This window comes from Chryseobacterium sp. G0201 (assembly GCF_003815655.1).
Classification (GTDB): domain Bacteria; phylum Bacteroidota; class Bacteroidia; order Flavobacteriales; family Weeksellaceae; genus Chryseobacterium.
The window spans coordinates 3,175,508-3,197,351 of record NZ_CP033917.1; the positions used below are offsets into that span (position 1 = coordinate 3,175,508).

Genomic DNA, 21,844 nt, shown 5'->3' on the forward strand with positions numbered 1-21,844 from the left:
AATAATACCAATAGAAATATGGACATTAAAAAAGAATTCAGAGATTTCTCTGTAAAGCATTTAGGAAACAGCGGTCTTGTTACCGATCAGTATATGGGAATGTATGGTCCAACCAATCTTACACCATACATCATGGAAGAAAGAAGGATGAACGTAGCTCAGATGGACGTTTTCTCTCGTTTGATGATGGACAGAATTATATTTCTGGGAACAGGAATTGACGATCAGGTTGCTAATATCGTAACAGCTCAGCTTTTGTTCTTGGAGAGTTCAGATCCTTCAAAAGACATTCAGATTTACATCAACTCTCCTGGAGGAAGTGTTTATGCTGGGTTAGGAATTTATGACACAATGCAGATCATTAAGCCTGATGTAGCAACGATCTGTACAGGTATTGCTGCTTCAATGGGAGCTGTATTGTTGGTTGCAGGTGAAAAAGGCAAGCGTTCTGCGTTGAAGCATTCAAGAGTAATGATTCACCAGCCTTCAGGAGGTGCACAAGGTGTTGCTTCTGATATGGAGATCAACTTAAGAGAAATGTTGAAGCTGAAAAAAGAATTGTATGACATTATTTCTGAACATTCTGGTCAAACTTACGAATGGGTAGAAAAAGCGTCAGACAGAGATTACTGGATGACTTCTACTGAAGCGAAAGAATTCGGAATGGTAGATGAGGTTTTACAGAGAGCCAATAAAGAAAAGAAATAATTTTATTAAAAGAGAATAAATGGAAACGCGTCAATTTTGGCGCGTTTTTTTGTTGTTGAAAATTTGAAAAAAATTAACTCAATAATTAATTTTAACAGATTTTTATTACTATTAATTCTAATAACGGCATTATTTTTCTATTTATAGAGGTATAACACTTAAATCATAGAATTATGTCAAAGAAAATTGCAATTTTAGCTACACACGGTTTTGAAGAAAGTGAATTAAAATCACCAAAAGAGTACATCGAGCAACAGGGCTGGACGGCACACATCATAAGCCCGGAAGCAGGAACGATAAAAGCTTGGGCCGAAAAAGACTGGGGTAAGGAATATAATGTTGATAAAACGTTGGATGAGGTTACAGCTTCAGAGTATGATGCTTTAGTTTTACCTGGTGGAGTTATCAATCCCGATCAATTGAGAACTAATGAGAATGCTTTACAGTTTGTAAAAGAATTTTTTCAACAAAAAAAGCCTGTGGCAGCAATTTGTCACGGTCCACAGATCTTAATTAATGCTGAGGTTGTAGAAGGGAGAAATATGACCTCCGTAAATTCTATTAGTAAAGATCTAAAAAATGCTGGTGCCGATTGGGAAGACAGCGAAGTTATAGTTGATAATGGATTGGTTACAAGCCGTACTCCAAAAGATCTTCCAGCTTTTAATGCTAAAATGGTTGAAGAAATTTTAGAAGGAAAACACGAAGATTAAAAATTTAATTTTAAATGAAATAAATCAAGACTTGGATATTTAATCTGAGTCTTTTTTTTTGTAAAAAATTAAAACACAATTATCATTATATTCAAGATCAGTTTACATTCAACAACTACTTTCGCAGCCATAAAAGTAATTATGAAAAAAATCTTATTGCCTGTTCTTGCTTTCATGGCCTTATCGGCTTGCAACAATGATGATAATGTAAATAATCAGGATATCAATTATTCTAAACTTCCACAGGAATTTTCGTTCACAACTTTAGCAACGGTAAATGGAGTAGATGTTATCAACGGAGGTTTCGGTTCGGGAGCAACGGCACATCCAACAAGAAAAGGAGAGTTTTATGTCATTACAGACCGTGGTCCGAATACAGCCTATTCAAACGGAATAAAATTTTTAATTCCAAACTTCACGCCGACAATTATGCACTTTAAGATCAATGCAGATGGAAATATTGAAGTGATTAAATATATTAAACTTAAAAATCCTTCAGGACAACCCATCACAGGACTTCCAAATCCTGTTGGGATGGGAAGCACGGGTGAAATTGCTTATGGAGTTGACGGAAGTGTTTTACCAACCGATAATTACGGGTTGGATAGTGAAAGTATTGTTGCAGCGGCAGATGGCACATTCTGGGTTTCGGATGAATATGGTCCTCATATCGTTCATTATAGCGCAGAAGGAGTTGAAATGGAAAGAATAAGCCCTATCGGGGTAAATACAGGAACAAGAAAATTACCTGCAGTGTTAGCCAAAAGGAGACCAAACCGAGGAATGGAAGGAATGTGCATGACTCCAGACGGGAAAATGCTAGTCGGCACAATGCAGTCTACAATGTATGTTCCTACAAAAGTGTTGGCAACCAATACAACATTGACAAGAATTGTGACTTTTGATCTTGCCACGGGACAGACAAAACAATATTTATACAAGCAAGATGGAGGAGCTTCCGATTCTGTTTGTGATATTACAGCGATCAGTAACTCTGAGTTTCTGGTAATCGAAAGAGACGGAAACTTCGGTTCACAAGGTGGCCTTAAAAAAGTGTATAGAATAAATCTAACAGGCGCTTCAGATGTAAGTGGAACTGATCTTACAGCCGTTGATGGTTTAAAAATCAATAATAAAACCCTTGAACAATCTACTTGGGATGAAATCAATACTGCAGGATTAAAACCTGTTTCTAAAACGTTAGCTGTTGATCTTGTTTCAAAAATAGGATATGAACATGATAAATTTGAAGGAATTGTCTATTTAGGTGGAAATAAGCTGGCCATTTTTAATGATGATGATTTTGGCGTAGTCGATAATGGCAACGGAAATCCCAAAGCTAAAATTCTTCCTAAAACCGGGAAGGTTGATAAAGGAACGATGTATGTCGTAGATATTCAGTAATTTTTAATTTACTTAAATAAAAAAGTCTCTCAATTTTTGGGAGGCTTTTTTTATGTTAAAATAGTATAAAAAATTAGTTAATATATTTTCATACAAAATTTACAGTTTTCAAATCCGAAAATAAAAATTCTTCGTATATAATTTTTTTAACACTCAAATAATAGACTGGTTATGTCACAATCCAAAAATAATTTCTTAGATCTTATTGCGACTGAGATTGAACAATTTTATGGAATTAGAATTCCGGAGCATACTGGAAAAGAAAAAATTACTTATACTCTTTTTAAATTTTTCTCAGGGATTTACAAAAAAGAACTTGACGTTTATTTTCTGTCTGGAAAAGTTATCAGTTACCAAGTCCATTATTTTATTTTTAACTTCAAAATATTCTGACAATAAAAAAACCACCAAATTTGGTGGTTTTCGATATTTTTAATTGTATTATTATGAATTAAATCCTTCAATAATTTTAGAAAAATCCTCTAATTTCAAAGCCGCTCCACCAATCAGACCACCGTCGATATCAGGCTGAGAGAAGATCTCTTTAGCATTATCAGGCTTTACAGAACCTCCGTACAGGATAGAAACTTCGTCAGCAACTTCCTGTCCATACTTTGCAGCGATGATGCTTCTGATGTGAGCATGTATTTCCTGAGCTTGTGCAGGACTTGCAGTTTCACCAGTTCCGATTGCCCAAACCGGTTCGTAAGCGATCACTACTTTTTTAATTTCTTCCGCAGTAAGCGTGAAAAGAGCAACTTCAGTCTGATTTTTTACCACTTCAAAATGTTGACCTGCTTTTCTTTGCTCAAGAGTTTCACCGTTACAGTAAACAGGAATTAATCCTTTATCAAGAGCTAATTTTACTTTTCTGTTACAGTGAGAATCTGTTTCTCCGTGATATTGTCTTCTTTCAGAGTGACCGATCAAAGTACCTGTAGCGTCGATAGATTCTAACATTTCTGCAGAAATTTCTCCTGTGTAAGCACCACTTTCGTGCTCGCTCATATCCTGAGAAAATACACCGATCTCGTCTTTTTCGAAGATATCTTTTGCCATCATTAAGTATAAAGATGGAGGTGCGATCCAAACTTCGCAGTTTGTTGTATTGTTGTTTTTATAACTTAATAATTGAACCATCAATTGCTGAGCGTCAATTATATTTTTGTTCATTTTCCAGTTTCCTGCAACTATTTTTCTTCTCATAGTTCTATATTATCTTTTTGTTTCTATTATTTTATATTTTTTTCTCGCAGATTATTTTGATCTGGCAGATCTTGTAAACGTTAAAAATGCATTTTCGAACAATGTATGAAATTTAATTTTCTGTCATTGTTAATCTGCAAAATTTGCAAAATCTGTTTGATGTTTTTATTTGTTAATTCCTTCCAATTTAAACATAAAAGCATATACCAAAGCTGTATCCTTCAGATAATCAAATCTTCCAGAAGCGCCACCGTGGCCATAAGCCATGTCTGTTTTTAATAATAATACGTTGTTGTCGGTTTTCATGTCTCTTAATTTTGCCACCCATTTTGCTGGTTCAAAATATTGTACCTGAGAATCATGTAAACCTGTTGTTACCAAAATATTAGGATAATTTTTCTTTTCTATATTTTCATACGGAGAGTAAGATTTCATATAGAAATAAGCTTCTTTATTGTTTGGATTTCCCCATTCGTCATATTCATTTGTCGTCAACGGAATACTTTCATCCAGCATTGTATTGACAACGTCTACGAAAGGAACCTGTGAAATAACTCCATTCCATAAACTAGGACTCATATTCACGATAGCTCCCATCAATAGGCCTCCTGCGCTTCCTCCTTGTGCATAAAGATGTTTTGGAGAAGTGAATTTTTCTTTAACTAAATATTCTCCGGCGTCAATGAAATCTGTAAACGTATTTTTCTTTTTCATCATTTTACCGTCTTCATACCATTGTCTTCCCATTTCCTGACCTCCACGGATATGAGCGATCGCAAACGCAAAACCTCTGTCCAAAAGACTTAATCTTGTGCTGCTGAATGATGCATTCATAGAGTTTCCGTACGAGCCGTAAGCATAGAGTAGAAGCGGACTGTTTCCATCTTTTTTGTATCCTTTTTTATAAACGATAGAAATAGGGATTTTAGTACCGTCTTTTGCCGTAGCAAAAAGTCTTTCAGTGATATAATTGTCTTTATTGTAACCTCCTAAAACTTCCTGTTGTTTCAATAAAGTCCGTTTTCCTGTTTTCAAATTCTGTTCAAACTGAGAACCCGGTGTGATCATTGAGGTGTATCCAAAACGGAAGTTATCTGTATTGTATTCAGGGTTTCCCGATGGGGAAACAGTATAAGTTGGTTCGTCGAATTTTAAGAATTCTTTTTTACCAGTTTTTCTGTCATAAATGACTAATTGTGAAAGCCCGTTTTGTCTTTCACTGAAAACAAGATAATTTTTAAATTCACTGATTCCTTCCATCAATACGTCTTTTCTGTGCGCAACGAAATCTTTCCAGTTTTCAACGCCTGTTTTGTCTAAAGGTGTTTCCACAACTTTAAAGTTTAAAGCGTCTTTGTTGGTTGTAATTAAAAATTTATCTTCCAAAGCAGTTACTTCATACAAAACATCCTTTATTCTCGGTTGAAAAACTTTGAATGTTCCGTTTGGATCATTTGCGTCCAGATATCTTGTTTCAGAAGAAGTTGTAGCGCTGGAAAAGATCAGAATAAATTTTTCATTCTTGGTCTTGTCAGCACCGATGTAATTGGATTTGTCTTTTTCAAGATAAACAACAACGTCTTTAGCCGGATCAGTTCCCAAAGTATGTCTTTTGATCTTTTCGGATAAAAGGGTTACTTGGTTGTTTTCGGTGTAAAAAATTGTTTTGTTATCGTTTGCCCAAACTGCGCTTCCGCCTGTATTTTTAATTCCTAAATCGGTTGTTTTTCCGGTCAAAAGATCTTTTAGAAATAATTTATACTGCCTTCTTGAAACATCGTCTACACCATAGATTATTTTTGTATTATCAGGACTTATGCTGAAACCTGAAGCAGAATAATACGCATGCCCTTCTGCAAGCTGATCGACATCGAGAATGATCTCTTCGGCTGCATTAAGACTGCCTTTCTTTCTGCAATATTTGAAATATTGCTTTCCGGTTTCTGTTCGGGTGTAGTAATAATATCCGTTTTTGAAGGTCGGTACAGATTCATCTTTTTCCTTGATTCTGGCTTTCATTTCCTTGAAAAGATCATCTCTGAAAGGTTCCGTATCTTTCATCATGCCTTCCCAATAGGAATTTTCAGCCTTTAAATAATCTACAACTTTTGTCGAATCTTTTCCTTTTTTAAAATAATCGATCATCCAATAATAGGGATCGTTCACTTTATCACCGTGTTTTTCTCTGATGTGTTCCTGCTTTTGGGCTATCGGAGCTTTCATGTCAGGGAATTTTTGAGCCTGAAACATAGAAGTGCTTATTATTAATATTCCTAAATAAAATTTTTTCATGGCTATGTTTTTTTATTGAGATATTAGAGCTTAGAAGTTAGAGCTTAGTTTAAAATCAAACATAATTTTGTCTAACTTCTTTATTAAATATTCCAAAGATTTTTCAAAAGAATATAGAAAGTATGTTCTTCGTCAGTAACTTTATTATCAGCCTTAATCAACGTTTTAGCAAATTGTACAAAACTTAAACGCTCTTCTTCCGTAGAATCATCTAAGAAACATTGAGCGTGAAATTCGAAGTGACTTTTCCATTCTTCAGGCTTTAATAAAGCGATTACTTCCAATTCATTATCCAGATCCATTTTAAAAGGAAATTCGTCTGCCAAATACTGCTGAACAAGCATTCCTTCTTCAGGTGCAAACTCTCCGTCTACAGATGAAAGGATCATTAATAAGTGGTATCCGGCGATTGATTTATTTGATTTTTGCATTATATAAATGTATAGTTTAAAGTTTAGTGTCTAAATTTTATTGAGAAGTTCCTATTTTGAGTTTTAAAATTCAAAATTAACCATTCACAATTGACTAATCAACATAGTCCTTTGCAGGCTGTTTGTCTACAATTTTTCCGTTTTGTAAAATTAATACAAAAGGATTGCTTCTGGCAATGGTTTTAATGGCAGTGCCGTCCATCATTGCATTTTTAATGGTTTTAAATGTATTCGGATCGGTTGAAACTCCGTAAATTACAGCTCCTTTTTGAGCATTAACTTTAGCTTCAACTTTTTGTAATAACTCTGCTGAAACTTCTTTTGGATGATAAGAGAAAACTAGAATTGCTTTCGGTGCATTGATCACTTCATCTGTCACTTCAAGGCCTGTAGGATCTTCAATTTTGAACTTTACGATCTCAGATTTGTAACCTTCTTTCACCAAAACAGATTCATTTTTTCCTTCCTCAATCTTCCATGGAGAGCCTTCTGCCCAATATTTTGTTTCTTTAATGTAATCGTCCTGATTTACCTTTAAAACTTCTCCTGTTTTTTGGTTTTTAAGAGAGTAAAAAGTTTTGTATTCAGATGGGTTTTTATTAATATTTTGCTTTTCAGTTTTAATATCAGTTCCAATTTTATAATCACGGAAATCAATTAAAGGTTCGTGCATAATTCCCTGAGCCATAATGTAGATCATTCCCAAAGAAAATACAGCTAAAAGAACATATTTAAATGTATTTGAAGATTCTTTTTTAGAACTGAAACTATAATCATCTTTTTTCTTAAACTCTTTTCTGTAAAGGATAAAAACAATGATCAATCCAACCAAAAGCACAACATCTTTAATGAAACTCTGCCAAGGAGTGAATTTGATAGCATCTCCAAAACATCCGCAATCCGTTACTACATTGAAGTATGCAGAGTAAAATGTAAGGAAACCAAAGAATATACAAAGTGCGATCAAGGCTGATAAAGTGAATTTAAGTTTTAATTTTAATAAAAGCATAAATCCAAGAAAAAGCTCCAATACAACGACAATTATTGAGAAAAACAGGGCGAATTTTTCCAAAAACGGCATATTGAAAACCGAAGGAGAAAAATATTCTTCCATTTTAAAGGAAAAACCTACCAGATCTACCGCCTTTACAAAACCGGAAAGGATGAATATAACAGCAATAATGAAACGTAATAAACCTTTGATCATAATTAAATAGTTTTGGGTTGGAAGTTATCTTGCTTTTCAGAGAATTTTATTAAACAGAAAACAGCGTAATTCAGCATGTCAAAATAATTGGCATCTAAACCTTCGGAAACGATGGTAACACCTTGATTATCTTCAATTTGTTTTGTTCTTAAAACTTTTTGATAAATAAGATCCGTGATCGAAGAAATTCTCATATCTCTCCATGCCTCACCATAATCATGGTTTTTTCTTTCCATTAAAGCTTTAGATTCGTTGGAATATTTATCGTAAAGACCTAAAATTTCTTCTTTATTTTCGTTAAAATCATTAGAAAGACCTTTTTCAAGCTGTATCAATCCGATAATTGAGTAGTTGACGATCGCGATGAATTCACTTTCTTCACTTTCATCCACCATTTTCACGTCAGTCATTTGTAACGTACGGATTCTGTTGACTTTAATGTAAATTTGATCCGTAATGGAACTCGGTCTTAAAACCCTCCAGGCTGCACCGTAATCCTGTAGTTTTTTTGAAAATAAATCACGGCACTGACTGATAACTTTCTCGAACTGTATTGAAGTTGTTGACATAAATTCTCTTAATAGCCCAAATATACGAATTAGGTTTTAGGTAGCAGGAATCAGGGATGGGTTTTTTGAGTAGGAGAGTAGGAGAATTTTAGGGTTGGGAAGTTTAATAAGAACTTGTTTTATATTATTGAATGGATAATTTATAGTTTTATCTTTGTAAAGCTTAAAGACTTATTATTGTAAGTATTTTAATTAATAAATTTACAAATTACAACTCAAACTTTCATGCTCCCAAACTCTCAAACCCTTCGACACTCCAACTCTCCGATACCAAAACCCTCAAACTCTATAAATTGTAATGGAAGGCTTATCGATTTGAGTTTTCCGAAGATCATGGGGATTTTAAATCTTACTCCGGACTCTTTTTCTGACGGAGGAAAATTTAATAATGAAAAATCAGCTTTGCATCATGCCGAAAAATTATTGAAAGATGGTGCTGAAATTATTGATATTGGTCCGCAATCTACCCGCCCAAACGCTGATTTTTTAAGCAGTGACGATGAAATCCTAAGAATCGGAACTTTAATCTCTCAAATTAAAAAAGAATTTCCTGAAGCATTGATTTCGTTAGATACTTTTTATTCTGAAACGGTAAAGTTTGGTTTTAATGAAGGAATTGATATTATTAATGATATTTCAGGAGGGCAATACGATAATAAAATGTTTGATGCAGCGGCAGAAACTAAACTTCCTTACATTTTAATGCATGTAAATCCGTCGTATGAGACGATGCATGATAAAATAAAATTTGAGGATATTATTCTGGCCGAGAACAGATACTTTTCTGAAAAGACAAGTGAACTTCTAGAAAAGGGAGTAAAAGACATTATTCTTGATCCCGGTTTTGGTTTCGGAAAAACGGTGGAAGATCAGATGAAAATGATCGATGAAGTAAGATATCTTGGTTTTGAAAAATTTCCTTTATTAATAGGGATTTCAAGAAAATCATTTATTTATAAACCTCTTGGGAAATCTGCTCTGGATATTATTGAGGAAACACAGAAATTACATTTAAAAGTTTTACAGCAGGGTGCTAAAATATTAAGAGTTCATGATGTGGTAGAAACAGCTCAAACAATCAGGGACTTTTTACAACACAAACGATGAAAAAATATTATGACAGGAGAAAAAGATCTTAAAACACTATTACGTTCAATGGAGCCTCAATTGAATGAAGGCGAATATGTATTTTGCACGGTAGAAAAATTTCCGGCGATTGATCTCAATGAGATCGTCTGTTATTTTAAAGAAGAGGAAGGTATTACTTTGATTATTAGAAGAGAACTGGCAGATCAGCTACATTTTAAATATGAATTTATTGCTTCGTGGATCACTTTAAAGGTTCATTCTTCACTTGAAGCGGTAGGTTTAACGGCTGCATTTTCCAGAATTCTTTCTTCAAAAAATATCAGCTGCAATGTGGTTGCGGGATATTATCATGACCATATTTTTGTTTCAGCAAATGATGCAGATAGGGCAATGGAAGAACTTAAAAGATTTTCTAAGGTTGAAATTTAAAAATAGATTATTTTTATTTGAAGAAGCTTAAAAAACAGTATTAGAATATTGCCTAAAAAATAAAAAGTTAAAAAAAAGCTAAAAAAATTGTGTAATATTAAAAAATTAATACCTTTACACCATGAATTTTACGAATCAGAAAAATATTATTGTTATTTCTATTATTAATACTATTGTCATTCAATAGTAAACAACGGTAGTATAACAATAAAATTATTTAAATTATATAAAGCCGTTTCATTGTGAAGCGGCTTTTTTTATTTCAGAAATTATGTATCAATTAACAACAATTATTATCGTCATTATTATTCCCTTGCGACTGTGAGAAGGAAAGATATTGTCTATATATAATCTTAGCCCTCTCACATTGTGAGAGGGCTTTTTTATTTCAACAAACCCTAAACTGAATAAAAAAATGTATTACAACAACGAAACCTTCATTTATTTTAACGGAAAATTTGTAAAAGCAAAAGATGCACAGACTGATCTTTATGGGCAGTCACTTCACTATGGTTACTCTGTATTTGAAGGAATTAAGTCCTATAAAACAGATAATGGGACAAAGATTTTTAAAGCTGAAGAACATTATGACCGTTTGCGTCGTTCCGCAGAGCTGATGCATATTCCATTTTCTTATACAACTCAGGAACTTACTGATCTCACGTATAAATTGCTATCCCTGAATGGTCTTTCTGATGCTTATATCCGACCATTGGTGATTTGCTCACCCAATATGTCTCTTTCTAAAGGGAAAGAATCTTACCTGACCTTATTAGCCTGGGAATGGAGCAACGGATATCTGGGAGATAAAATGCGCATTATGACTTCAAGCTTTCAAAGACCCAATCCGAAGGCATTTTTAGTAGAGGCTAAAGTTGGAGGGCATTATGTAAACTCAATTTTGGCCTGTCAGGAAGCCAAAGATAAAGGTTATGATGAAGCTTTGGTACTGGACGAAAAAGGAAACGTTGCAGAAAGTTCAGGAGCCAATGTTTTTTATGAAAAAGATGGCGTTTTATTTACTCCGTCAAAAGGAAATATATTACCGGGAATCACCCGAGAAACGGTTTTTGAAATATGTAAAGAATTGCATATTCCTGTTAAAGAAACCTTCTTTAAACCTGAAGAAATGAGAGGAGCCGATGCCGCATTTTTTTGTGGTACTGCAGCTGAAATTGTTGGTTTAGACTCTCTGGATGATATTCCATTTAATAAAAACTGGGATGATACCTACAGTTGTCTGATACAAGAAGCCTATAGAAATTTAGTTAGAGGAAAAAGTCTTAAAGAATTAAAAAACGAATTAAAAGTAAGCTAAATGATTAATAAATATTCAAAAACCTTTACGCAAAATACTGAACAACCCGCTGCAAAAGCCATGTTGTATGGAATAGGATTTACAGATGATGATATGCAGAAAGCCCAGATAGGAATAGCCAGTATGGGTTACGACGGGAATACCTGCAATATGCACCTCAATGATCTGGCGCAGATCGTTAAAAAAGGAACGTGGGAGCAAGGGCTGGCAGGCTTGATATTTAATACCATTGGAGTAAGTGACGGTATGAGCAACGGAACGGACGGAATGCGATATTCTCTGGTAAGCCGTGACGTTATTGCAGACAGTATTGAAGCAATTTGTGGGGCACAATATTATGATGGAATCATTGCGTTGCCCGGCTGTGATAAAAATATGCCGGGAACAATCATCGCAATGGGAAGATTAAACAGACCGTCAATCATGGTATATGGCGGAACCATTGCTCCGGGATGTTTTAAAGGAGAACAACTGAATATTGTTTCGGCTTTTGAAGCGCTGGGGCAAAAAATAGCAGGTGAAATATCAGAAGAAGATTTTAATGGAGTGATCAAAAATTCCTGTCCGGGAGCGGGAGCTTGCGGAGGGATGTATACTGCCAATACCATGGCTTCAGCGATTGAAGCGTTAGGAATGAGTCTTCCGTATTCTTCTTCAAACCCGGCCTTAAGTATAGAAAAGAAAAATGAATGTCTTGATGCCGGAAAATTTATAAGGATTTTATTAGAAAAGGACATCAAGCCTTCGGATATCATGACGCGTAAAGCATTTGAAAATGCGCTTCGTATCATCATTGTTCTGGGTGGAAGCACCAATGCCGTATTACATTTTATTGCAATGGCAAAAAGCGTCGGAGTTTCCGTAACGCAGGATGATTTTCAGAAAATGAGCGATGTAACGCCTGTTTTGGCAGATTTAAAACCAAGCGGTAAATATTTGATGCAGGATCTTCATGAGCATGGAGGAATACCTGCGGTTATGAAATATTTATTAAATGAAGGTCTACTACACGGTGATTGTCTTACAGTTACAGGGAAAACATTGGAAGAAAATTTAGCACAAATACCTTCTCTTGATTTTTCAAAGCAAAAAATTATCAAACCTATTTCTGAACCTGTAAAATCAACAGGTCACATCAGAATTCTATACGGTAATCTCGCAGAAAAGGGAAGTGTGGCAAAAATTACAGGAAAGGAAGGTGAAAAATTTGTGGGTAAAGCGAGAGTTTTTGATGGAGAAAAAAATCTCATCAGAGGAATACAAGACGGAAACGTGAAACATGGCGATGTCATTGTTATTAGACATGAAGGGCCAAAAGGCGCACCAGGAATGCCTGAAATGCTAAAACCTACAAGCGCTTTGATCGGTGCAGGGTTCGGAAACAGTGTTGCTTTAATTACAGACGGTCGTTTTAGTGGCGGAACTCACGGTTTTGTGGTAGGACACATTACTCCGGAAGCGTATGAAGGAGGTTTAATAGCATTTGTAAATGATGAGGATATCATTGAAATCGACGCAGTAAACAATACGATTCAGCTTAAAGTTTCTGAAGAAGAAATTAAGAGGAGAAAAAAAGATTGGGTAAAACCGGAATTAAATGTAAAAAAAGGGTTGTTATTCAAATATGCAATGACGGTTTCTTCAGCAGCAGAGGGCTGCGTTACAGATGAATTTTAAAAAACACAGAAAATGAAAAATGAAGGTTTAAACAATGATAAAGAGAGTCTGTTGATGGGGATGGAACTTAGCGGGAGCCAAATTATTCTCGAAGCATTTTTGCGGGAAGGAGTAAAAACAATGTTTGGTTATCCTGGAGGTGCTATCATTCCTATTTATGATGCTTTGTTTGATTATAAAGAACGTTTAGAGCATATTTTGGTACGTCATGAGCAGGGTGCGGTTCACGCTGCTCAGGGGTTTGCAAGAGTTTCAGATGAGGTTGGAGTTGCTTTGGCGACAAGCGGTCCTGGTGCAACCAATCTTGTGACAGGTTTGGCAGATGCATTGTTAGACAGTACGCCTGTTGTCTGCATTACGGGTCAGGTTTTTGATCATCTTTTAGGAACAGATGCTTTTCAGGAAATTGATGTCATCGGTATCACAACTCCCGTTACCAAATGGAATTATCAGGTTACCAATGCAGAAGAGCTTTCCGAAGTTTTAGCGAAAGCTTTTTACATTGCAAAATCCGGGAGACCGGGGCCTGTTGTTATTGATGTTACTAAAAATGCTCAGTTACAGAAGGTTGTCTATAAAGGATATACATCATGTTATTCCGTGAGAAGTTATCAGCCCGAATCTGAACCGAATGATGAAAATATTAAAAAAGCAGCTAAATTAATTAACAATTCAAATCGCCCTTTCATTATTGTAGGTCAGGGAGTTATTTTAGGAAAAGCAGAAACGGAATTTCTACAGTTTGCAGAAAAATCAGGAATTCCTGTTGCTTGGACGCTTCTAGGAATAGGCGTAATTCCTACAAATCATCATCTCGCTGTGGGAATGGTTGGAATGCATGGAAATTACGGACCAAATTTACTGACAAATGAATGTGATGTTTTGATTGCTGTCGGAATGCGCTTTGACGACCGCGTGACGGGAAAACTTGATGAATACGCAAAACAGGCGAAAATAATTCATTTTGATATTGATAAAGCAGAAATTAATAAGAATGTAAAAACCGATGTTCCCATTTTAGGAAACTGTAAGGAAACACTGCCTTTAGTGACGGATTTAATTACGTCTAAAGATCATTCAGATTGGCAGGGAAAATTCAGAAACTGTCATGAGATAGAACAAATTAATTTGATCAGTAATGAATTAAATCCTTCCGAGGGCGATATCACGATGGGAGAAGTGATCAGAAATATCAATGAATTAACGAAGGGAGAAGCCGTAATTGTTACAGATGTCGGTCAGCATCAGATGGTTGCCTGCCGGTATTCCAAATTCAATCATTCTAAAAGTAATATTACAAGCGGAGGGTTAGGTACAATGGGATTTTGCCTTCCTGCTGCGATTGGAGCTGCTTACGGAAAACCTGATCGACAGATTATTGCAATCATGGGAGATGGCGGAGCTCAGATGAATATTCAGGAGTTGGGCACCATAATGCAATATAAACCAGATGTGAAAATCATCATTCTCAACAATAGTTTTCTTGGGATGGTAAGACAGTGGCAGGAATTGTTTCATGAAGAAAGATATTCTTTTGTAGATATTCAAAGTCCTGATTTTGTACAGGTTGCAAAAGGGTATGGAATTAATGGTAAAAAAGTAACAGAAAGAAAAGATTTAAAAACAAGTGTTGAAGAAATGCTTGCTCATAAAGGAGCTTATCTTTTGGAAGTAATGGTTGATAAAAAATACAATGTTTTTCCGATGGTTCCGCAAGGGAAAAGTGTGTCTAAAGTTGTTTTAAACAATAATGAAATTTAAAATAAAAATATGGAAACAGATAAAAAAGAATTTACCATCACCACCTATACAGAGAATTATTTGGGAGTAATAAGCCGGATCAATAATATATTTTCCAGAAGGAGAATTGTTGTTGAAAACCTTAATGTAGGTCCTTGTGAAGTACAGGGCATTAAAAAATTTATCATTGTGATTAATGAAAATGAAGAAGCCATAAAAAAACTGGTAAACCAAATCGAAAAACAAGTCGATGTCTTGGAAGTTCATTATCACAGAAATCCTTGTATGACGGTATTAAGAAATGCAGGGAATTATTAAAATCAAAGTAATAACGTAAATAAAATAGTAAATAATGGCAAAATTAAATTTTGGAGGAATAGAAGAAAATGTAGTAACAAGACAGGAGTTTCCATTAGAAAAAGCTCAGGAAGTATTAAAAAACGAAGTAGTAGCAGTTATCGGATATGGAGTGCAAGGTCCTGGACAAGCGCTTAATCAAAGAGATAATGGTATCAATGTAATTGTAGGCCAAAGAAAAAATTCAAAATCATGGGATAAAGCCATTGCAGACGGATTTGTTCCCGGAGAAACGTTATTTGAAATTGAAGAAGCGCTTAAAAAAGGAACCATTATCTGTTATCTTTTAAGTGATGCCGCTCAGATAGAATATTGGCCAAAAGTAAAAGAACATTTAACACCTGGTAAAGCATTATATTTCTCACACGGTTTTGGAATTACCTTCAGCGAACGTACAGGAATTGTTCCACCAGACGATGTAGATGTTTTTTTGGTAGCCCCAAAAGGTTCCGGGACATCATTAAGAAGGATGTTCCTTCAAAATAGAGGATTGAACAGTAGTTTTGCCGTTTATCAGGATGTTACAGGTAAAGCTAGAGATCGAGTAATCGCCTTGGGAATAGCAGTTGGAAGCGGTTATTTGTTTGAGACGGATTTCAAAAAAGAAGTATATAGCGATCTTACAGGAGAAAGAGGAACATTAATGGGTGCTGTGCAGGGAATTTTTGCCGCACAATATGAAGTACTGAGAAAGAATGGCCACAGTCCTTCCGAAGCTTTTAATGAAACGGTAGAGGAGCTTACACAATCATTAATGCCATTGGTTGCAGAAAACGGAATGGACTGGATGTATGCCAATTGCAGTACAACCGCCCAAAGAGGAGCATTAGATTGGTGGAAACGTTTTAAGGATGCTACTTCTCCCATTTTTGAAGAATTATACAACAATGTAGCTTCCGGAAATGAAGCGCAATTATCTATTGACAGTAACAGCAAACCTGATTACAGGGAAAAACTGGATGCCGAATTAGCAGAACTTCGAGAAAGCGAAATATGGCAGGCCGGAAAAACAGTCCGTAGTTTAAGACCGGAAAATAATTGATTGTGATGAAAGAGAAAAATCGGCAGACCGTTACTTTGGATAATGTCCAAAAGGCGGCTGAGAGACTCAAAGATGTCAGTGTTCGAACTCCGTTGTTAGTAAATAATAATTTATCAACTATTTATGAGGCTCAGATCAATTTTAAAAGAGAAGACTTACAACGAGTACGATCTTATAAAATACGAGGAGCTTATAATAAAATGGCAACGCTGTCTAAAGAAAGTCTTTCGAAAGGGGTAGTATGTGCCAGTGCAGGAAATCATGCGCAAGGGGTTGCTTTTGCATGCAGTGCAATGAAAACAAAAGGAACAATATTTATGCCTTTGCCGACGCCTGGTCAAAAACTGGAGCAGGTGAAAATGTTCGGGGGCAATTATGTAGATATAGTTCTCTATGGAGATACTTTTGATGAAGCTAAAGATGCTGCATTAGAATTTTGTGAAAAGAATGAAGGAGTATTTATCCATCCATTTGACGATCCTGCTATTATTGAAGGACAAGCTACGGTGGCATTAGAAATCTTGGAGCAGGCAGATGGACTTATCGATTATCTTTTTCTACCCATTGGCGGTGGCGGATTAGCTGCTGGAGTTTGCAGTGTCTTTCAATCCCTCTCTCCGAAAACAAAAATTATAGGAACAGAACCTTCCGGCGCAGCCAGCATGACCAAAGCAATGGAACAAGGGAAGCCTTTCTATTTAGAAAAAATCAGCCGTTTTGTAGATGGAGCGGCAGTACAGAAAGTAGGAGACCTTAACTTTAATATCTGTCAGAATGCACTGCATGATGTTGTTACGATTGAGGAAGGGATGATCTGTGAAACCATACTTTCGCTCTATAACAAAGATGCGGTGGTGGTAGAGCCTGCCGGAGCTTTATCGGTGGCTGCTTTAGAGAAATACAAAGAAGAAATTAAAGGTAAAAATGTAGTATGTATTATCAGTGGAAGCAATAATGACATTACCCGAATGGAAGAGATAAAAGAAAAGGCATTGTTATACGCTGGGCTAAAACACTATTTTTTGGTGAGGTTTCCTCAGCGGCCGGGGGCTTTAAAATCTTTTGTAATGGATGTTTTGGGGACAAATGATGATATTACAACTTTTGAATACACCAAGAAAAATTCAAAAGAGAAAGGAATAGCGGTTGTTGGGATCGTTTTAAAGAATAATGAAGATTTTGAACCTTTATTATTTAACATGAAAAAATATGATTTTTTCGTCAACTATCTTAACAATGATCCTTCCTTAATGAATATTCTTATTTAGCTATACTATTCTAAAAATCAATGATGGAAAAGAAAGCTTCACAATTTGTGAAGCTTTTCTGTATTATGTATAATGGTGATTAAGTATGTCTGATCTTCAATTTCAAAGAAAAAGGACAGATTTTTATCTTTCCAGTGTAAAATTAGAAATCACTTTCGGACGGTCAACTTCATTGGCTACTTTCCATGAAGTTCTGTACATCCATTCCGTCATTTTATAGAGTTTTTTATAATTAATATTTTCAGATTCATCTTGCGGAGTGTGATATTGATCATGCAAAACACTCGTGAAAAATATCGCAGGAATTCCCACTTTAGCATACGGAAGATGATCGCTTCTGAAATAAAAATATTCCGCATGATTCGGAGAATCCCAGTCTTTCAGATATTTGAATTTTGTACTTTCATTATTGGCATCCTCAGCCATTTTTACCAATTCTTCTGAGTTTTTATGAGGTGCATTACCTCCTAATAAAGCGGCTTCATTATTGTCGTTTCTTCCGATCATATCACCATTTAGGACGGCAACAATTTTTTCTTTGGGAACTACAGGATGAGCGGCGTGCCATCTTGAACCCAATAATCCTCTTTCTTCAGCACCATGAAAAACAAATAAAATACTTCTCTTTCCAGGTTGTTTTTTATAAGCTCTTGCCATGGCTAACATTGCAACACAAGTACTTGCATTATCATCGGCTCCGTTGTAGATCGTATCGTTTTTTACGGGATGTCTTACTCCATCGTGATCTTGGTGACCGCTTAGTAAGACGTATTCATCTTTTAATGTTGGATCGGTTCCTTCAATCTTTCCAATAATGTTCACAGAAGGATATTTGTACGTTTCTGTGATGAGGTTTAAAGAAATTTTAGGATTATTTTTCACCCAATTGGCATTTTCTCTTTTGATCCAGAGAACAGGAATATTATTCGTTACTTTTTCTCTTAATCCTTCCACACCGTAAACGCCTCTTGTCATTTGTGGCAGAACTTCAACCCAACTTTTTTCAGAAGTATCATCGGTGATGAAAATGATCGCTTTTGCGCCTAATTCAAAGGCTTTGTTGTAATATTTAGTTCTTACAAATCCGGGATATCTTCTCACGAAAAGGGTCATTTCTTTGTCGATATTTTTATCGGACGCATTGATGGCAAGAATTTTTCCTTTAATATTTAATTTTGAAAGATCTTCAGGTTCGGTAGTTCCGGCATAAACGATTTCAGCATCAATATTAGCATTTACAGGTTCTGCTACAAGGAAATCTTTCCACAATTTTAGAGAGTTTTCTCCAATCTTCAAGCTGCTTTGCGGGATGACCTGATGTCTGTACATATCAAAGAACTGGAAAAAAGTTCCGTTGTCTCCGGCGGGCTTCATTCCTGCTTCCTTGGCTTTGTCGGCCAGCCACATGGAAACTTTTAATTCATCTAAAGTTCCGGCTTCACGACCCCAGAATTGATCGGCAGCCAATTCGTACATATCTTTTCTAAGATCTGTTTCTTTGATGGCAGAAACCAAAGGTTTCTTATAGTTTTGAGCATTTCCAAGACTGAAAATAAATAGCGTGAAAACGGATAACAAATACTGTTTTTTAATCATGCTTTTTAAAATTTTAATTAAAGTTAGCCAATTTTTCAGAAAACTGTTTTGAAAACTCTTTTCTGTCTTCTTCAAGTTTTTCCTTATTTGAAGGTAAAATATAATTGAAAAGTAACTTGTCTTCGTTATCTAAAAAAACGATTTCCTTTTCTTCACCATCAATCATTTGAGCAAAAATCTCCCACATTGGCGTGTCTTTTAATCTTAATAATTCAAAAAACTGCTCCGCTTTTATTTGTATTGTCTTCATTTTCATTTTTTATTTAATTATTCATTCATCATTCCATTACCCATATTTAAAACTCTAATAATTTAAGTTTAAACTGTATGGCAAAGTTCTGCTTAAAATTAGGAGTTGTGTAATAACCAACTCTGTAGAATATTCCTAAATTGAAATAACTGGAAAGGAAATTCGTCCATTCCAACCCAACTTCCTGGTACAGATGATCCAGTTTTCTGAAATTGAATTGATGATATTCAGGATGTTTCATATCTCCGATCGTTCCTCTTAACACAAAATCAAAACTCGAAACATTCTGCCCGAAACTTTTGAAATACCAAGGGATTTTATGAGTGAAATAGTAGGCTATGAATTTATCATTATAAAATTTTCCTCCTTCCAATGTTGCAAAACCTAAATAAGAGGTAAGGTTAAAATTAATGTCTCTGCTGGGAGAAGCCAAACCGTTCATTGTGAAATTTTTCCAGATGGGAGCCTCACCGAGAACCATTCCTCCATAAAATCTTACGCCCGTAGTTCCGAGCATTGTTTTAAAATTATGAACAAAAAGAGCATCAAAACGGGTGTAGTTAAAGTCTCCGCCTAATATTTTAAAACTCTGTTCGTAATTAAAATAAAGCTCCGGATATTTTTGATCAATAATAGACTTTCCCTGCGGAGTCATAATATTGGTAGAATTCGGAGAATATTTTAGGGTGAATAAGGTGTTGAAATTCTCAAACGCGGGACCGCTGTCTCTAAATTGATAATCGAATTTAGCTTCTTCAAAATTTCTTTTTGCAGCGAAAACCAATGTCAGACCATTGGTAACATCGTTCAGATAAGAAATGGAAGCGCCTCTGTAATGATAATATTTATCGTTATTAAGGTTGTTTCCATAATTCATCATCCTCATTTTGAAGTTCCATAATCTTCTGTAAAATTCTCCCGAAGCGGTAACATCATTATAATAATCTACCCTGAAAAATGAATTTTTATCTAAATTGGTTTTAATATCAAGCCCGATTCCGTACTTCCATTTATCATCCTTGAAACCGTATGCAAAATAGTAATCCGGTGAAAAATAAGGATTAAAATTTTCATTCAATTTAGCCTTTAAACCAACTCTGAAACCTTCATAAGAGTTGAAATTAACAATTTCATCCACCGCAAAATCTACGATTCCTGCTCGGATCTGCCCATTGATCAAACCTGTTAATATTCTGGCTTTGTTATCAATATTGTATTTTTTTCCGAGGCTGTCGATGGTAGTGTAGGTATTTTTTTCTCTGTCTGTCAGAGGTTCAGTTCGATATAGATCGAGCGACTTTCCGTCTGCATTTTTTACAGCGAAAGTGTATCCTTTGAAATCTTTGGGATCTTCTTCAACAGGCGATTTGAAGTCGAAATATTTTGAAGTGAGAAAAGCATAAGTTCCAAAATTTCTTTTATCCTTGTTCTCCGTTTCATCTTTATTCTGGCTTCTTTTGTCTTCCTGCATCGCCATTTTATTCATTCTGAGCTTTACCGTTTCGTGGGCTAAAAACCATTTATTGTTATAGAAAATCCAGGTGCTGGTAATGATTCCGTCGTTTTTATTTTTACTGAAATTCTCTATTTTTTTAATTCCATAAGTTTCAGTATCAATATAGATTGCGCCGTTGTATTTTCTTTTTTTATCAGGCTTTTTGTAATTCACTTCACGAAAACGGATGACGAAATTTTTTCTGCCATCCATCTCAATAGTATCTGTTAAAAAGAATCGATATAACCCTCGATTTTCCTGTTTCAACTGATTAGGAACTTTATCCCTGTTACTTTGCTGGAGAGCGATCATCTCATAAATGGGTTGTTTAAGACCCGAAATTCTGTTGTCCAGAATGTTGATCTTTTCACCATATTTTTTTGAAAATAAAAATTCCTGAGCCCTTTCCCAAAGAAATAATTTACTTTTTGAAAATATTTGTCTTGCGGAAATATTATTTAATGAATCTTTTTCTCTTTTTTTCTTGAATAAATTATTGTCCTCAAAGAATTGATTAAACTGAGAAATACTGTCTTCATCAATATCTAATGAAATTTTTTCGTAAGATTTGTAAGTATAAGATTCTAAACTTTTCGGGGAATTTTTTGTGAAGTATTGATTTACTTTTTTAAGTATTTCTAACGCTTTCGGATCACTTTTATCTTCAATAATAATTTCTTCAATGGCTGTTGTTTTTGAAGATTTTTTGATAAGTGAAACGGTCATGTCGCTTTCTACAACTGATGTTTCTTTCTGATATTGACTCGCCTGAACGGTGATGCTTTTACATTTTGACTTAAATTCCAAAATACCCTGAGCATCTGTTTCGCCCAATAATTTGTCATTACAAAACACTTTAGCATTGGGAACAGGAATTTTACTAGCATCGTCTACTACTTTGATTTTTGATTGTGAAAAACCAAAAATAGAGATCAAGAAAAATATAAACAGTAAAACCCTTTTCATGTAAAAAAAACTATGTCAAAAGTAATAATATTTATTGTGTTGGAAAAGTTTTAATCATTGATATTCAAATGATTTTTGATAGAGAAA

19 protein-coding genes are annotated in these 21,844 nt (G+C 35.1%); 11 read left to right on the forward strand and 8 right to left on the reverse strand.

The features are described 5' to 3' along the window. Nucleotides 1–18 precede the first annotated feature (18 nt). The 3 genes from clpP (at nt 19) to EG348_RS14390 (ending at nt 2,825) form a co-directional block, all read left to right on the forward strand. Nucleotides 19–708 carry an ATP-dependent Clp endopeptidase proteolytic subunit ClpP gene (clpP, locus tag EG348_RS14380; RefSeq protein WP_123983698.1) on the forward strand — a complete coding sequence of 230 codons (690 nt, stop codon included), beginning with the start codon at nt 19–21 and terminating at the stop codon, nt 706–708. A gap of 173 nt (nt 709–881) precedes the next feature. Beyond that, complete coding sequence (locus EG348_RS14385) at nt 882–1,421, forward strand: type 1 glutamine amidotransferase domain-containing protein (RefSeq protein ID WP_123983699.1); 540 nt, start codon at nt 882–884, stop codon at nt 1,419–1,421. A gap of 141 nt (nt 1,422–1,562) precedes the next feature. Beyond that, nucleotides 1,563–2,825, forward strand: a complete 1,263-nt coding sequence (locus tag EG348_RS14390) for an esterase-like activity of phytase family protein (protein ID WP_123983700.1) — start codon at nt 1,563–1,565, stop codon at nt 2,823–2,825. A 444-nt stretch (nt 2,826–3,269) separates the two neighbouring features. Here the strand turns inward: EG348_RS14390 and tpiA are convergent, their stop codons facing one another. The 5 genes from tpiA to EG348_RS14415 form a co-directional block, all read right to left on the reverse strand. Next, nucleotides 3,270–4,031, reverse strand: coding sequence for a triose-phosphate isomerase (tpiA, locus tag EG348_RS14395; protein WP_123983701.1), 762 nt, complete (start codon nt 4,029–4,031; stop codon nt 3,270–3,272). Nucleotides 4,032–4,196: 165 nt separating this feature from the next. Beyond that, the gene (locus EG348_RS14400) at nt 4,197–6,323 is read right to left on the reverse strand and encodes a S9 family peptidase (protein WP_123983702.1); all 2,127 of its coding nucleotides are present in this window, start codon (nt 6,321–6,323) and stop codon (nt 4,197–4,199) included. 83 nt (nt 6,324–6,406) lie between these two features. Continuing rightward, complete coding sequence (locus EG348_RS14405) at nt 6,407–6,754, reverse strand: TerB family tellurite resistance protein (RefSeq protein ID WP_123983703.1); 348 nt, start codon at nt 6,752–6,754, stop codon at nt 6,407–6,409. Between the two features lie 94 nt (nt 6,755–6,848). Next, nucleotides 6,849–7,961 carry a BT_3928 family protein gene (locus EG348_RS14410; RefSeq protein ID WP_123983704.1) on the reverse strand — a complete coding sequence of 371 codons (1,113 nt, stop codon included), beginning with the start codon at nt 7,959–7,961 and terminating at the stop codon, nt 6,849–6,851. Between the two features lie 2 nt (nt 7,962–7,963). Next, on the reverse strand, nt 7,964–8,530 hold the full coding sequence (locus EG348_RS14415; protein ID WP_123983705.1) for a DUF1599 domain-containing protein: 567 nt from the start codon (nt 8,528–8,530) through the stop codon (nt 7,964–7,966). A 333-nt stretch (nt 8,531–8,863) separates the two neighbouring features. Here EG348_RS14415 and folP point away from each other — a divergent pair, with 333 nt between their 5' ends. The 8 genes from folP to ilvA all read left to right on the forward strand — a co-directional run bounded on the left by folP (nt 8,864) and on the right by ilvA (nt 17,450). Then, nucleotides 8,864–9,637 carry a dihydropteroate synthase gene (folP, locus tag EG348_RS14420; protein ID WP_123985086.1) on the forward strand — a complete coding sequence of 258 codons (774 nt, stop codon included), beginning with the start codon at nt 8,864–8,866 and terminating at the stop codon, nt 9,635–9,637. A 9-nt stretch (nt 9,638–9,646) separates the two neighbouring features. Next, complete coding sequence (locus EG348_RS14425) at nt 9,647–10,048, forward strand: ACT domain-containing protein (protein WP_123983706.1); 402 nt, start codon at nt 9,647–9,649, stop codon at nt 10,046–10,048. 415 nt (nt 10,049–10,463) lie between these two features. Next, complete coding sequence (locus tag EG348_RS14430; protein WP_123983707.1) at nt 10,464–11,366, forward strand: branched-chain amino acid transaminase; 903 nt, start codon at nt 10,464–10,466, stop codon at nt 11,364–11,366. Continuing rightward, the gene (gene ilvD / locus EG348_RS14435) at nt 11,367–13,043 is read left to right on the forward strand and encodes a dihydroxy-acid dehydratase (RefSeq protein ID WP_123983708.1); all 1,677 of its coding nucleotides are present in this window, start codon (nt 11,367–11,369) and stop codon (nt 13,041–13,043) included. A 12-nt stretch (nt 13,044–13,055) separates the two neighbouring features. Beyond that, nucleotides 13,056–14,804, forward strand: coding sequence for a biosynthetic-type acetolactate synthase large subunit (gene ilvB / locus EG348_RS14440; protein ID WP_123983709.1), 1,749 nt, complete (start codon nt 13,056–13,058; stop codon nt 14,802–14,804). Nucleotides 14,805–14,813: 9 nt separating this feature from the next. Further along, nucleotides 14,814–15,101 carry an ACT domain-containing protein gene (locus EG348_RS14445; RefSeq protein WP_123983710.1) on the forward strand — a complete coding sequence of 96 codons (288 nt, stop codon included), beginning with the start codon at nt 14,814–14,816 and terminating at the stop codon, nt 15,099–15,101. 34 nt (nt 15,102–15,135) lie between these two features. Next, entirely contained in the window at nt 15,136–16,182 is a 1,047-nt protein-coding gene (ilvC, locus tag EG348_RS14450; protein ID WP_123983711.1) for a ketol-acid reductoisomerase, read from the forward strand. A 5-nt stretch (nt 16,183–16,187) separates the two neighbouring features. Beyond that, the gene (ilvA, locus tag EG348_RS14455) at nt 16,188–17,450 is read left to right on the forward strand and encodes a threonine ammonia-lyase IlvA (RefSeq protein WP_123983712.1); all 1,263 of its coding nucleotides are present in this window, start codon (nt 16,188–16,190) and stop codon (nt 17,448–17,450) included. Nucleotides 17,451–17,573: 123 nt separating this feature from the next. Here ilvA and EG348_RS14460 read toward each other — a convergent pair whose 3' ends face one another. From EG348_RS14460 to EG348_RS14470, 3 genes are read right to left on the reverse strand one after another with little or no spacing between them, the layout of a single operon-like run. Continuing rightward, entirely contained in the window at nt 17,574–19,046 is a 1,473-nt protein-coding gene (locus tag EG348_RS14460) for a M20/M25/M40 family metallo-hydrolase (protein WP_410494128.1), read from the reverse strand. A gap of 13 nt (nt 19,047–19,059) precedes the next feature. Further along, on the reverse strand, nt 19,060–19,296 hold the full coding sequence (locus EG348_RS14465) for a hypothetical protein (protein WP_123983713.1): 237 nt from the start codon (nt 19,294–19,296) through the stop codon (nt 19,060–19,062). Between the two features lie 46 nt (nt 19,297–19,342). Continuing rightward, the gene (locus EG348_RS14470; RefSeq protein ID WP_123983714.1) at nt 19,343–21,757 is read right to left on the reverse strand and encodes a hypothetical protein; all 2,415 of its coding nucleotides are present in this window, start codon (nt 21,755–21,757) and stop codon (nt 19,343–19,345) included. Between the last annotated feature and the right edge of the window lie 87 nt (nt 21,758–21,844).

Bases quoted from the DNA above. Each gene is read 5' to 3' on its own strand.
- EG348_RS14470 (WP_123983714.1), bottom strand. From the start codon at position 21,757: ATGAAAAGGGTTTTACTGTTTATATTTTTCTTGATCTCTATTTTTGGT.
- ilvC (WP_123983711.1), top strand. From the start codon at position 15,136: ATGGCAAAATTAAATTTTGGAGGAATAGAAGAAAATGTAGTAACAAGA.
- tpiA (WP_123983701.1), bottom strand. From the start codon at position 4,031: ATGAGAAGAAAAATAGTTGCAGGAAACTGGAAAATGAACAAAAATATA.
- ilvD (WP_123983708.1), top strand. From the start codon at position 11,367: ATGATTAATAAATATTCAAAAACCTTTACGCAAAATACTGAACAACCC.
- EG348_RS14430 (WP_123983707.1), top strand. From the start codon at position 10,464: ATGTATTACAACAACGAAACCTTCATTTATTTTAACGGAAAATTTGTA.
- EG348_RS14415 (WP_123983705.1), bottom strand. From the start codon at position 8,530: ATGTCAACAACTTCAATACAGTTCGAGAAAGTTATCAGTCAGTGCCGT.
- ilvB (WP_123983709.1), top strand. From the start codon at position 13,056: ATGAAAAATGAAGGTTTAAACAATGATAAAGAGAGTCTGTTGATGGGG.
- EG348_RS14390 (WP_123983700.1), top strand. From the start codon at position 1,563: ATGAAAAAAATCTTATTGCCTGTTCTTGCTTTCATGGCCTTATCGGCT.
- EG348_RS14410 (WP_123983704.1), bottom strand. From the start codon at position 7,961: ATGATCAAAGGTTTATTACGTTTCATTATTGCTGTTATATTCATCCTT.
- folP (WP_123985086.1), top strand. From the start codon at position 8,864: ATGGGGATTTTAAATCTTACTCCGGACTCTTTTTCTGACGGAGGAAAA.
- clpP (WP_123983698.1), top strand. From the start codon at position 19: ATGGACATTAAAAAAGAATTCAGAGATTTCTCTGTAAAGCATTTAGGA.
- ilvA (WP_123983712.1), top strand. From the start codon at position 16,188: ATGAAAGAGAAAAATCGGCAGACCGTTACTTTGGATAATGTCCAAAAG.
- EG348_RS14460 (WP_410494128.1), bottom strand. From the start codon at position 19,046: ATGATTAAAAAACAGTATTTGTTATCCGTTTTCACGCTATTTATTTTC.
- EG348_RS14400 (WP_123983702.1), bottom strand. From the start codon at position 6,323: ATGAAAAAATTTTATTTAGGAATATTAATAATAAGCACTTCTATGTTT.
- EG348_RS14465 (WP_123983713.1), bottom strand. From the start codon at position 19,296: ATGAAGACAATACAAATAAAAGCGGAGCAGTTTTTTGAATTATTAAGA.
- EG348_RS14445 (WP_123983710.1), top strand. From the start codon at position 14,814: ATGGAAACAGATAAAAAAGAATTTACCATCACCACCTATACAGAGAAT.
- EG348_RS14405 (WP_123983703.1), bottom strand. From the start codon at position 6,754: ATGCAAAAATCAAATAAATCAATCGCCGGATACCACTTATTAATGATC.
- EG348_RS14425 (WP_123983706.1), top strand. From the start codon at position 9,647: ATGACAGGAGAAAAAGATCTTAAAACACTATTACGTTCAATGGAGCCT.
- EG348_RS14385 (WP_123983699.1), top strand. From the start codon at position 882: ATGTCAAAGAAAATTGCAATTTTAGCTACACACGGTTTTGAAGAAAGT.